This is a genomic window from Streptomyces angustmyceticus, assembly GCF_040701845.1.
Classification (GTDB): domain Bacteria; phylum Actinomycetota; class Actinomycetes; order Streptomycetales; family Streptomycetaceae; genus Streptomyces; species Streptomyces angustmyceticus_A.
The window spans coordinates 751542-763361 of record NZ_JBFBHQ010000002.1 but is presented as its reverse complement, the minus strand read 5'-3'; the positions used below and the strand labels follow the sequence as shown (position 1 = coordinate 763361).

Annotated in this window: 12 protein-coding genes and 1 pseudogene; 2 read left to right on the top strand and 11 right to left on the bottom strand. The window is 70.2% G+C overall.

Annotated elements, in window-relative coordinates; translation table 11 throughout:
• Positions 1–10 precede the first annotated feature (10 nt).
• The 3 genes from AB0411_RS07345 to AB0411_RS07335 form a co-directional block, all read right to left on the bottom strand.
• Positions 11–2071, bottom strand: a complete 2061-nt coding sequence (locus AB0411_RS07345; RefSeq protein WP_366416267.1) for a BTAD domain-containing putative transcriptional regulator — start codon at positions 2069–2071, stop codon at positions 11–13.
• 110 nt (positions 2072–2181) lie between these two features.
• Positions 2182–2379 carry a hypothetical protein gene (locus AB0411_RS07340; RefSeq protein ID WP_366416266.1) on the bottom strand — a complete coding sequence of 66 codons (198 nt, stop codon included), beginning with the start codon at positions 2377–2379 and terminating at the stop codon, positions 2182–2184.
• Positions 2380–2493: 114 nt separating this feature from the next.
• The gene (locus tag AB0411_RS07335) at positions 2494–2886 is read right to left on the bottom strand and encodes a hypothetical protein (RefSeq protein ID WP_366416265.1); all 393 of its coding nucleotides are present in this window, start codon (positions 2884–2886) and stop codon (positions 2494–2496) included.
• 139 nt (positions 2887–3025) lie between these two features.
• On the opposite strand from AB0411_RS07335, the gene AB0411_RS07330 reads away from it, so the two are divergent.
• Complete coding sequence (locus AB0411_RS07330; protein ID WP_366416263.1) at positions 3026–4159, top strand: LuxR C-terminal-related transcriptional regulator; 1134 nt, start codon at positions 3026–3028, stop codon at positions 4157–4159.
• Positions 4160–4785: 626 nt separating this feature from the next.
• Here the strand turns inward: AB0411_RS07330 and AB0411_RS07325 are convergent.
• On the bottom strand, positions 4786–5820 hold the full coding sequence (locus tag AB0411_RS07325; RefSeq protein WP_366416262.1) for a hypothetical protein: 1035 nt from the start codon (positions 5818–5820) through the stop codon (positions 4786–4788).
• A gap of 3 nt (positions 5821–5823) precedes the next feature.
• Positions 5824–6228, bottom strand: coding sequence for a hypothetical protein (locus tag AB0411_RS07320; protein WP_366416261.1), 405 nt, complete (start codon positions 6226–6228; stop codon positions 5824–5826).
• 401 nt (positions 6229–6629) lie between these two features.
• On the opposite strand from AB0411_RS07320, the gene AB0411_RS07315 reads away from it, so the two are divergent.
• The gene (locus AB0411_RS07315; protein ID WP_366416260.1) at positions 6630–7154 is read left to right on the top strand and encodes a GNAT family N-acetyltransferase; all 525 of its coding nucleotides are present in this window, start codon (positions 6630–6632) and stop codon (positions 7152–7154) included.
• 51 nt (positions 7155–7205) lie between these two features.
• Here AB0411_RS07315 and AB0411_RS07310 read toward each other — a convergent pair whose 3' ends face one another.
• From AB0411_RS07310 to AB0411_RS07285, 6 genes and pseudogenes are all read right to left on the bottom strand, one after another.
• Positions 7206–8012, bottom strand: coding sequence for a glutamate racemase (locus AB0411_RS07310; protein WP_366416324.1), 807 nt, complete (start codon positions 8010–8012; stop codon positions 7206–7208).
• A 370-nt stretch (positions 8013–8382) separates the two neighbouring features.
• Entirely contained in the window at positions 8383–8556 is a 174-nt protein-coding gene (locus AB0411_RS07305) for a CsbD family protein (protein ID WP_366416259.1), read from the bottom strand.
• A 729-nt stretch (positions 8557–9285) separates the two neighbouring features.
• Positions 9286–9528, bottom strand: coding sequence for a hypothetical protein (locus AB0411_RS07300; RefSeq protein ID WP_366416258.1), 243 nt, complete (start codon positions 9526–9528; stop codon positions 9286–9288).
• A 196-nt stretch (positions 9529–9724) separates the two neighbouring features.
• Positions 9725–9904: pseudogene (locus AB0411_RS07295) on the bottom strand (VOC family protein); the annotation flags it as partial.
• A 43-nt stretch (positions 9905–9947) separates the two neighbouring features.
• The gene (locus AB0411_RS07290) at positions 9948–10343 is read right to left on the bottom strand and encodes a peptidase inhibitor family I36 protein (RefSeq protein WP_366416256.1); all 396 of its coding nucleotides are present in this window, start codon (positions 10341–10343) and stop codon (positions 9948–9950) included.
• A 405-nt stretch (positions 10344–10748) separates the two neighbouring features.
• A complete protein-coding gene (locus AB0411_RS07285) occupies positions 10749–11528 on the bottom strand; it encodes a vWA domain-containing protein (protein WP_366416255.1) in 780 nt (259 codons plus the stop codon).
• Between the last annotated feature and the right edge of the window lie 292 nt (positions 11529–11820).

Here is an 11820-nt window from a genome sequence, read left to right as displayed (position 1 = left end):
CGGGCGCCGGTCAGGCCGGCTCCCTGGCGTGGATGCGGGTGAGGGGAAGGAAGGCGTACTCGCCTCCGGACCGGGCCGGGCCTTCGAGCAACTGCTGGTCGACCAGAGCCTCCAGGACGTCCTCGGCCTCCCTGACCGGGTGCCCCAGCAGCTCGGCGGCCGAGGCGATGGTGAAGGTTTCCTCGGCGTCCGCGAGCGTGCGCAGCGCCTCGCGGAGCCTCGGTTCGAGGACCGGCCGGCCGCGCCCGAGCCGGTCGCGTACGTCGAGGTCCCCCATCGCCAGCTCGTCCAGCCGGTGCGCCGCGTCCTCGAGACGGTCGGCCAGCCGGGCGAGCGTCCAGTGCGGCCGGGCCGCCAGCCGCATGCCGGCGACCCGTACCGCCAGCGGCAGCCGTCCGCACAGCCGGGCGATCCGGACGGCGGCGCCGCGCTCCCCGCGCACCCGCGCCTGCCCCGCAAGGTGTGCGAGCAGCGCGAGGGCCTGATCGTCGCCGAACGGGGAGACCCGGAAGTGCCGTGCTCCTTCGAGGCCGGACAGCGGCACCCGGCTGTTGATGAGCAGGGCGCTGGTCACTCCGCCCGGCACCAGCGGCCGTACGGCCTGCTCGTCCGCCGCGTCGTCGATGACGACCAGCACCTGACGTTTGGTGAGCAGCCCGCGGTACAGGGCGCTGCGCCCCGGCAGGCCGTCGGGCACCGACTCGGCCGGCACCCCGAGCGCCATCAGGAACCGCCCCAGCAGGGCACGGACCTCGTCCGGGGAACCGGTGCGCAGCTCGCCGTGGAGGATGCCGTCACGGAAGGCGGGCCGGGAGGCGGTCGCCACCCGCGCGGTGAGGATGGACTTCCCGACCCCGGCCGGGCCGTACAGGGCGGCGATCGGTGCCGCGCCGAACGACACCTGCGGTCCCCGCCCGGTCAGGTGGTGCAGGATCCGCTGCTGTTCGGGCCGGTCCACATAGTCGCGGATGCCCGGCGGCAGCTGGAACGGGCGGACCGGCTCGCCCCCGGGCGCACGGAGCACCGCACGGACCGGGACGCGCTCCTCGTCCGTCCGAAGAATGGCGAGCTGCGCGGTGCGCAGTTCCTCACCCGCGCCGATGCCGCTGACCTGCCGCAGGCGCCGGTCGACGGCAGCGAACATCTCCAGTGCGGCGGCCCGCTGGCCGGAACCGGCCAGCGCGGTGCCGAGCCGGGCGTGCACCCCCTCGTGCAGGGGGTGGCTGCGGGCGATCGGGCCGAGGTGGTCCAGGACCGACTCGTACTGCCCCCGCGGCAGTACGAGGTCGGCCAGCCGCAGCGCCGACGCCACCCGCTGCTGCGCGGACTCGACGGCGACCGGATGGTCCCGCAGGCTCTCGCCCATGCCTTCCAGCACCGGCCCCCACCACAGCGACAACGCCGCATCGAGCAGCCGCACTTCGGCCTCGGGGTCGTGCACCGCTCGCGCCCGGCCGCTCTCGCGGACGAGCCGGCGGAACCGCAGCATGTCGAGCCGCTCGTCATCGGGCATCTGCAGTTCGTAGCCGGTGGCGCGGCGGACGAGCCGGGGCTGTGCGCCATCGGGGCCGGCGTGCGTCTCCAGCAGCTGGCGTATGCGGTAGACGTAGGTGTGGATCAACTGGCCGAAGGAGTCCGGGATGTCGTCGCCCCACAGGACGTCGATGATCTCGTCCCGGTCGACCACCTGGTGGACGCGCAGGGCCAGCAGGCCGAGCAGGCTCTGCTGCTTCGGTGTCCCCGCGGTCAGCTCGACCGGGCCCCTGGAGACCGCGAGCCGGCCCAGGACGCGGAGGGCCAGCGGGTCGTCGTCGGTGTAGCCGGCCTCGCCCTGCGGCGCGGTACCCGGCACATGGGTGAACAGTTCGGGTTCGCTGAGGGCTTCGGCGAGCCTCTTGAGCGAACTGGCCCGTGGGGATCTGACACGGCCCTGCTCGATCTCCCGCAGGGTGCGCAGGCTGATGCCCGAGCGTTCGGCGATCACCCGCTGGCTCACGCCGGTGCGGGCCCGGGCGCCCCGGATGAGCGTCCCGATGTCTCTGTGTCCTTCTCTGTTCGCAACCGGCTTCATCTGCGAACCAAGCACGTGTGGATCCTCTCGGCGGACAAGGCGGCAGGGGGCGGCCGGCGACCGGTCGGAGTCCGGCCGCCGACGCCCGATCGGCTGGGATGCGGTCCGGGTCAGTCCCACACCAGGGACTTGTCGGGGCCGCCGGCGGAGGGCGCGTCCCACACGACGGATCCGGGTGCCGGGACCGAGGCGGTGACCCGGACGTGGGACCGGGCCGGCTCAGCGGCGCTCTGGGCGCACACGAAGGACAGCGCGACGGCGGCGGTGGCCGCGGCGGTGCATGCGGCGCGGTAGGTACGACGGCACATAGTTCTCCCCCTGAAGCTCACAGATGCCGATGCACTCCGCCGTCACGGCGGTCCGGTTGGTCGTCCGGAAGGCGCATCGGTGCAAAGGTTCTTCACCAGCGGTGTGGTGTGGGGTCAGTCTTGCTGCGGACCTGAGGGATCCCAAGCGTTCGCCCCTGGCCGGAATCGGTCCTGTCCCGTTCCGTCCTCGCCCGGCTCGGGGGTCTCCGCGAGGAGCAGGTTGTGGAAGCAGGGCACCATGACGGAGCCGCACGAGACCAGCGTGTAGGCCTGCAGGGGTCCGTCGTCACACGCCCGCCGGGAGAGGCGCAGCGCGGCCCGTTCGGCGTCGTGCAGCCGTGGCAGGGCGTGGAACAGCCCGAGGGTGAGCCGACCGGGACCGGTCGGGTGCACGCTCACGTGCTCAAGGGCGTCGGCGGGCACAGCCGAGGCCTTCATCCAGGCCTTCAGGCTGTCGGGGGTTTGCTGCTCGGGCTGCGCGCGCCAATGAGCATGGATCAGATGCATACCGTCAAGCCTCCCGAGTGGACAGGTGTGCCGACAAGCCCGCCCCCCATGGCCGGTTCCGGCCAGCCGATAATTGTTCGACCCGCTGTTCGGGCCTTATGCCATGATCTTCCCGAGTCCACAGTTCAGGAGGCACACAATGCTGGAATTGCTGGGTCTGGACAGCCGTGCGGAGGCGGTATATAGGTGCATGCTCGCCCGTCCCGGCTCCGGGATATCTGCGATCGCCGAGGCGACCGGCCTATTGGAACAAGAGGTGTGTGAGACCCTCGATTCTCTCAGCGGGCTGGCCCTGGTGCACGCCCCGGAAGAAAGCGGAACGCACTTCAGAGCCGTGTCACCGGAGTTGGGCCTGGAATTTCTCCTTGCCAGACAACAAGCGGAATTGGCGGTTCAGCAATCGAGAGTGCAAGCCTCGCGCGCCGCCGCCGCGAAGCTCATTGCCCAGTACGCCGAACTCCACCCCTCGACGGCCGAGCCGAGCGGCACCTACCTCGTCGGCATCGACGCGATCCGGGAGAAGCTCGCCGTGCTGAGCCGCACGGTGCGCCGCAGCGTGATGTGCTTCGCACCGAACGGCGGGCACTCACCGGAGAGCCTGCTGGCCGCCAAGCCCCTCGACCAGCAATTGCTCGCGCGCGGCGTCCAGTTGCGGACCGTCTATCTGGACAGCGTGCGCAACAGCCCGCACACCACGGCGTACGCCGAGTGGCTCGCGAGCGAAGGCGGTGAGGTGCGGACCGCGCCGTCGCTGCCGGTGCGGATGATCATCATGGACGAGGAATGCGCCGTCATCCCCACCAAGTCGGAGAGCACCAAGGACGGGGCGGTCGTCCTGCGCGGCCAGGGCACGCTCGCCGCGCTGTGCGCGCTGTTCGAGAGCGTCTGGTCGTCGGCCACCGTACTGGGCGCGGCCCCGGCGCAGGACCCCAACGGGCTCACCACCCAGGAGCGGGAGGTGCTGGATCTCCTCTACCGGGGTCTGACCGACGAGGCCATAGCGAAGCGGCTGGGCGTCTCGGCCCGTACCGCCCGCCGGGTCGCCAACAACCTGATGGACCGGCTGGGTTCGCGCAGCCGATTCCAGGCCGGCGCCATGGCCGTACAGCGCCAATGGCTTCCGACGCAGGCCGAACCGGCCCGGCGCCGACGCCGTGACTGCGGTCCCCACGCGGGGGGCGGATCGCAGTCGAGCTCCGGCACACGCACTCACCACACACCACACACCGTCTCGCCGTCCGACGCACCCACTGAGTGCCGCTGCTCTTCGTGACCACCGATCGCACCGGGCCCGGGCAACCACCCGGCCCGGCGCGGTTGTCCCTGCCCTCGCCGGCCCATAGGGCAGCCCCCTTTTCCGGTTCCCCGCCCCTCGCCGGAGCGAGCCGGGCGCCACTTCCCACGAGACGTCACTCTGTCATCTTCTACAACATTGTCGAAGACAAAACTCCTCAATGACAAGCGAACCGTCAGGACTGGCCGAAACAGGATCCCTTTCACACCCCGGACCCCTCGGAGAACTCCCCTCACACCCCTTGCGCGACCTTGGCAGCCCCATCCTTGCGTGCGCCACCCCTCTGTGACTAGCGATTTCTCGCGTGACGCAATTTGATCCTTCGCTCCAGAGCCTCGTGCCTATTCGAACCGGTTCGGGGAAATGCGGCGAACCCGACGGGGGTCGGAGGGGGAGAGAACTTGCCGGCGAACGGAGAGCGAACCCTTCACCGCCGAGCCGGTAGCTGCCGGAACCGGCCTGCGGGAATTCCGGCCCCTGGCGGAACCGGCCTCTGGACGAAACCGGCCTCCGGCTGCAACGCAGGCCCCACCATCCCGCCCGGGTGAGAAGAAATCCGAGCCACGACACCACCGCACCTACCGGGGCCCCACCGCGGGCCATCGTCACGACGACCCGCTCTCCCCCGTGGCGCGATAGCGGTCCAGGGCCGACGCCCGCTCGTGGTACGGAATCCGGGACAGCCGGGACACCATCGTCCACATCTCCCGCTCGCCCTCCAGGTGGTCCGGCAGCACCAGCCCCATCGCGTCGGCGAGCGGCTTGCGGCCGATGTTGACCATGGCCCGTACCGCCGCGGCCCACTCGTCGGTGCTGGTGACCGCGGACCGGTACCAGACCGGAATGAGGAGGGCCAGCACGACGATCGTGCCCCACAGCACCGAGGTGTCCGGGCGCGCCGTGGCCAGCGTCAGGACGGCCAGGAAGCAGACCACGGCATGTCCGTAGAGCAGCGCGACGAAGAAGTCGACGCTGGTACGGGCGATCTCGACCTGCCGGCGTACCTGGTCGGGCACGCACCCGGTCAGCTCGTTCCAGAGGACCTGGGTGTCGAGGCGGTACCGGTCGTAGCCGTACTCCTCGAAGCGCCGGATGGCGTTGCCGAGCCTGGTGGGGGCGATCTGGTCGTCCGCGATGGGGTACCGGGCGAGCCGCTCGTGCACCAGGGCACGTTGTGCGGCGGTGCGCCGCCGGTCCCTGCGCGCGGCACGTTCGGTGCGGGGCTGCCCGCGGAGACGGGCCAGCCGTTCAATGTCCTGAGGCGAGAGTTCTCCCGCCTCCCGCTCCCGGCGTTCGAGCCGCAGCAGGGACAGCCGGTCGGCCAGCGCGGCCTTCGCCCGGCGACTGCGCCGGCATCCCGCCTCGTAGGCGACAGCGGGCCACAGGAGGTAGCCCTCCAGCAGGCGGTACAGCGGATTCTGACCGGCGTTGGCGACGAGCCCGAGCAGCAACGAGCCGGTCAGGAACAGCAGCGCGGTACCGCCGCCGGTCGCCGGTCGCAGGCGGTTCAGCGGTGCCAGGCCCTGGAGGCTGGGCGCGACGGTGAGGAAGAACAGCGCCAGGTTCAGTGCAGTGGGCAGGATCCAGCCCACGAGCAGCGTCCAGGCTCCGCCGAGAGCGCCTTTGGCGATATCGCCCATGGATTACTCCGGCTCCGGCCACTCGTCGTCGTCCGAACTGGTGCTGGGACCGGGGGGCGTGTGCCCTGTGGGCGGCCGCTGGGTCAACGCACCGAGCCGCTCCATGACGTGCACGAGTGCGGCACCGGACGCGAGGAGCCCGAGCACCGCATGCGCCTCCGCGACCGCCTCGCGCAGCCGGGCGAGCCGTCGGGGCGTGACCGAGCCGGTTCCCTCGATCTCAAATTGGACGACAGCCAACTCCATCGCGAGGGAGGCCACTTCGTCCGTCGATCGGATGCTCGCCAGATCGGCACGGAGCGCTTGGACGACCGTGACGAGCGCATGCGTCTCCTCGTCCAGGGAGGCTCCGGACACCGACGACACCACGGCGTGGTGACCGCCGATGGCGAATGCTCCGTGGCTCACCTCCCCGATCCGGACCTCCGACTCGTCCTCCCCGCGCCTGTCCCTGTCCCCACGCCTGTCCTTCGATGCCATGAGTCCCCTCCGTACCCCGACGGGGCCGACCACCGTTCCTGCAGCTGTTGTGCAACCGAACCAACGGGGCCAAACCCGCCACACCCCTCCAGCGCCGGCAGTTCCAGGGTGTCGGTACCGCCACCGAACCGGGAGCCCGATGTGTCCACCGTCGCCACTGGGTTGTTCACGTGCCCACTGGGGGACGAAGCCGCCCTGATACCGCGCGGCCGCGAAGGCGAGTACCTGGGACACTGCATGGCACAGCCGCCCGAAGCGGCACGCGCACCCCACGGCGGGTGGGGCGCCGTCCCCCGCCGGTGCACACCAGACCCCGAGGCGGTGCCGATATGACCTCCCTCCCCTTCCCCACCGAAACCATTCGGACCCGTCGGCTCGATCTCCTGCCGCTGCGCGTCGAACACGCAGAAGGGATGGCCACGGTGCTGTCCGACCCGGCCCTGCACACCTTCACCGGCGGCGCTCCGGACACCGCGCAGGAACTGCGGGCGCGCTACCGACGCCTCGTCGCCGACTCGCCCGACCCCGCCGTCGCCTGGCGCAACTGGGTGATCCGGCTTCGCGACGGAGCATGTCCGACGGGCACGGTCCAGGCGACCATCAGCACTTCGGGCCACGAGACCATCGCCGAGATCGCCTGGGTGGTGGGCACCGCGTGGCAAGGACGCGGCATCGCCACCGAGGCCGCTCAGGCGCTCGTCACCTGGCTCGGCGGGCAGCACGTCCACACCGCCCACGCCCACATCCACCCCGCTCACCTGGCCTCCGCCGCCGTCGCCGCCGCCTGCGGGCTCACACCCACGGACGACTGGCACGACGGAGAGGTCCGTTGGTGCCGGAGCATCGGGCACTGACGTCACCCGGGCTTCGGCCGAGCACGCCAACTGCCCCCGGAGGACGCGGTATCACCTCTCGTGGACGGCTTCGCGACGCACGGGGCCAACCGCCCGCAGCTGACGCCCCTCGTCGTACATCAGCGCCGCCGCCGGGAGCACCGCCTGCCTTCCGCTGAGGAGCACCGTCAGGCTGCCTTCCGCAGGCCCCTCGGGGGCGGGCCGCTCACCGGTCCGGCGCAGGGCCTGCGCGGCGACCGCATCGGCCGAACCGTAGAGAGCGAGTGGTGGCCGGCCTGGGCGCTGCAGGGCCGCACGGATGCGCGGGCCGACGAGTTCGTAGTGGGTGCAGCCCAGCACGACGGCCCGCACGTCCTCCGGGGTACGCGCCGCCGCGGCGGCGACCGCTCGTCCGATGGCGGCATCGTCCGCGTACTCGACGGCGTCGGAGAGCCCCGGGCACGGCACCTCGGTGACGCTCACGCCCCCTGCGAACTCCTCGATGAGACCGCGTTGATAGGGGCTGCCGGTGGTCGCGGGAGTGGCCCACACGGCGATCGGTCCGCCGCACGCCGCGGCCGGTTTGATCGCAGGAACGGTACCGATGACGGGCAGGTCCGGCCCGAGACGGGCACGCAGGGCGGTCAGGGCGTGCACGGACGCGGTGTTGCAGGCGACGATCAGCGCGTCGGGGTGCTGAGCGGCGGCGGCTTCGGCGACGGTGAGAGCGCGAGCAGTGACGTCCTGCGGGGTGCGGGGTCCCCAGGGCATCCCATCGGGGTCCGAGGAGAGCACGAGATCGGCGTCGGGCCGCAGGCGCCGTAGCGCGGCGGCCGCCGCCAGCAGCCCGATGCCCACATCCATGAGCGCGATCTTCAGCCGGCGCCCGCGAGGCGGTGCCGGTACGGCTGCCGTGTCCTTCTCCTGGCGCCCGTGCCGCTCGCGCCCGTCACGATCCCTGGTCTTCTCGTCCACGCCGGTTGCCTCTCGTGTGCCGGTTCCTGAGTGCCACTGGCCGAGAGCTTGCACCTGCCGTGCCCCTCGAAGGCATGACCAATCCGCGGAGAGTGGTATGGCCTACGCATCACCGGCACACCGCGCGGCCGCCTTGGCCGGGGTGAACGCAGTCCATTCCAGAGGCTGCAGACCGAGCGTCAACACAAGGCGGTGGCCCGCAGGAAAGCCTGCGGGCCACCGCCTGGGTCTCTGAAGGGAGGGCCACCTCTGTCCGTGGGACGGTGGGGGGTCGTCACCGGCGAAGCGCCTCGTCGGCCTTTGCCGCGGCCTGGCGCAGATCGCTCGTGGCCCGCTCGGCGCGGCCTTCGGCGGTCATCCGCTCATTGCCGACGGCCCGGCCGAGGGTCTCCTTGGCGGCGCCCTTGGCCTGCTTGGTCTTGGCCGTCATCTTGTCGGTGGCGGTCATGGTCGCACTCCTCCTTGCGTTGGTGTGTTTCCTTGACACAAGATCGCCTGCCCTTGCCGACGCCGCACAAACACCCGCATCGGAGTGATCGGCCGCCGGCCACGGACGCCTGCGGATACCGAGGGCACGGAGCCGCCGGGCGAGAGCGGAACTCATGTCACAGCGCGGCCACGAGAATGCGGAAGACGAAGTCCTGCGCGTGGGGGATACTTTCCCCGTAGGTCGTGACGTCGGACGGTTTTCCCACGTCAGCGCCGTTGCCCGACGCCGTGGCAACCAGCCGCTGTTCATGTCGAAGCCGGATTCGTCACCACGTTCCCTACTCCACAACGCCGCTCCCGCGCCCGTACGCCTCAGATCACAGCTGAGTTCTACGGCAACGGATGTGGCGTGCCATCACCCCAAGCATCGGCTGATCACAGCCACGAGCCCGGAGACCACATGAACTCGTCCTTCCCCCGCCCGGCCAAGCCCGACTACACGAAGGTGTTCGTGGAGCCCGCATACTCCGGTGGCGAGCCGTACGGGGGCTCCGAGCAGGACGATGAAGAGTCCTTCCTCGCTTCTTCGGGTCGTCCCCCCTCCGATGTTCCCGAGGGGCGTTAGGCGGACAGAGGCCCGGCTCGACGCGTCGGGGCCGCCTCGCCACCGGGCGCCGGGGCCGGGCGGCACCTGGCTGTCGTTGCAGGTGCAGGTGGAGTTCGTCTGGAGCGGGCCCGGGCGGCGGCGTCAGTCGACCGGCTCGTGCGGGACGGGCTGGTCGGAACGCACCCCCGGCGCCTTGGGTACGCCGCTGCGCCCGGTGCCGGCCTGGTCGGTGTCGGGGACCGTCTCGTCCGGCCCCTCGCTTTCGTGTTCCGACAGTTCGGGGTCCCATGGATCAGGGACCGGACTGGTGACATCGGCCTGGTGACTCGGAAGGTCGTGGGGCACCGGGGTGCTGTCATCGCTGGACGTGTCACGACGGGACATCAGTCGGGATACCTCCTCGGTCGGTATGTGGTGTCCTGACCCGGTACCCGGGCGGCCCTGCGCCATGCTCGGCACGGACTGAGAGACACACCACCCGGCCTTGTGTGTGGCGTGGTGTTCTCGGCTTGTCACCTTGCGGAAAGACGTGAGAGCGCACGGTTCCGGCGCGCCGGCGGGGACGGGGGTGGTGTCGGCGTCAGCCCCTGGTCAGGCAGAACGGGTGCCCGGCCGGGTCGAGGAAGACCCGCCATCGGTCGCCGCCCGGTTGGTGGTCCGGTTTGACCGCGCCCAGGCCCAGCAGCAGCGCCTCGGCCTCGTCCAGGTCGTCGAATGCGAAGTCGAGGTGGATGTGTTGCGGCGCGGCGTGATCGGGCCAGCGTAACGAGGTCACTGCCGGGCCCCGTCGTGGCCGGCCTTGATCAGTTGCCGTAGTCCCGTCCGACGGTGACGGCGCTCGCGGCATAGGGGAGGGAGCGAAGCTGGGCTCCGGGGGTGACTTTTCCGAGCGTGGCGTACTGATAGCAGGGGAAGCGGACACAGGTCGCCTGCCGGGCGGGGCCGTAACGAACGGTGAAATGCGTCCCGTTGAAGAACGACCGTGCCGAAGCAGGCAGCTGGACACCACGGGTTCCGGCCCGCTCGATGCTTGAGGCGGGAACAACGGTGAGGCGACCCGACAGGGCGGACCCGCTGTACGAACAGAGGCTTTCTGCGGGGCAGCTCGGTGCCGCCTGTGCGGGGGCGGTGAATCCGAGGGCGCCGAGAACAAGTGCGAGGGCGATGCTGGTCAGGGATCTTTCACGCTGTCGGGACATGGGCCTACTCCGAATCCTTGGGTGAGGAAAGGGGCTCTGCGCGAACAGGGCATGCGAGCCGGTCGGCGGCTGCTGTTCCGAGTCGGGAAAGGCCACTCCCCTGCTCCGCATCCGCCGAGAGTGCAGCATTCACCAGGTCAGGCGTGGAGATGCTCAATTTACCGAATGAGGGCGGCTTCGCCGGAACCTTGAGGCGACTCTTTGCCAGGAAAATCTGGCCGGTTCGAAGGAGTCATGGAGGCGACGGCATATCGCGGCACAGTGGTACCACGGGGCCGCTCCGTCTCATGCATGGCGGCATCGGGTGGTGAAGCGGCGCCGGATCGCGTGCGCCGGCTGCGCCGATCTCACGACGCTTTCGCTCCTGCGCGGTCGCCACACAACGGCTCACTCCACAGCAACGGCTCACTCCGCTCCCTTGACGATGCCGCCCGCGCGAGCCGCGGTCAGCCACAGCGGGAACTCCTGCAGCAGTTGGTCGTAGAGGACGGCGTCAGGGTGTGTCTTCGGTGCCGGTCCGGCGGCAAAGAACCCTGCGTTGTCGACGACGCGCCGGTCCGGTACGGGCAGGTCGTCGAGCTTGTGCAGGAAGCGAAATTCGTCGTCGCCGAAGCCGATGAACTGCCAGAAGATCGGAAGCTTCGCGGCCGTGCACAGGACGTGTTCCGCGGCGGCCCTGGAGGTGGGAGAACCGTCGGTCTGAAAGACGACGAAGGCCGGATCTCGGGCTCCGCTGGACTGGTAGTGATCGATGACGGCCTGCATCGCGACGTGGTAATGGGTACGACCCATATGGCCCATGGAATCGTGCAGCCAATTGATCCTGCCCTGGTAGGCGTCCAGGTTGATCTCGGCTGTGCCGTCGATCTCCGTGGAGAAGAAGAAGACCGGCACCACCCCGTCATCGTCGAGGTTGGCCGCCAGGGCGAGTACCTGCTCCGCCAAGTGCTGCACCGATCCGTCGCGGTAGTAGCGCCGCATACTCCCGGAACGGTCCAGAACCAGATACACGGCGGCACGCTGCCCGCCGACATGATTCTTGGCCAACGAGACCGCAGCGCTCTTGTAAAGACCGACCAGCCCGGGTGCACGGCCGGAAACCTTCTCCAGGCTGAGGGCCGGGGCCGGTATCTTGGCCGGCTTGCGGTAGTCGATTCTGGGGCGCTTGCGATAATCGATGGCCATGCGCACGGATTGTCGCCGAGCCGACCAGTGCACGTCTCCGTTTTGCCAAGAATTGCGCTTCGATGGCGAAAGCCGTCTCTCTTGGCACCGACTCTCATCGAGCCGACTCTCATGGAGCCCTCTCCCGCGGTCTCTTCTTGAGCGAGTACGAGACGTGGGTCCATGCCCCCCGCACGGACGCACCACCGCCCCGTCCCGTTCCCGCGCGCATACTGCGGCAGTGCCCCTCGCAGTGCGGCGGTCAGGCATGTGCGAGACCCTGGGAGGGAGCGTGCCGCCGGTGGTGACGGGG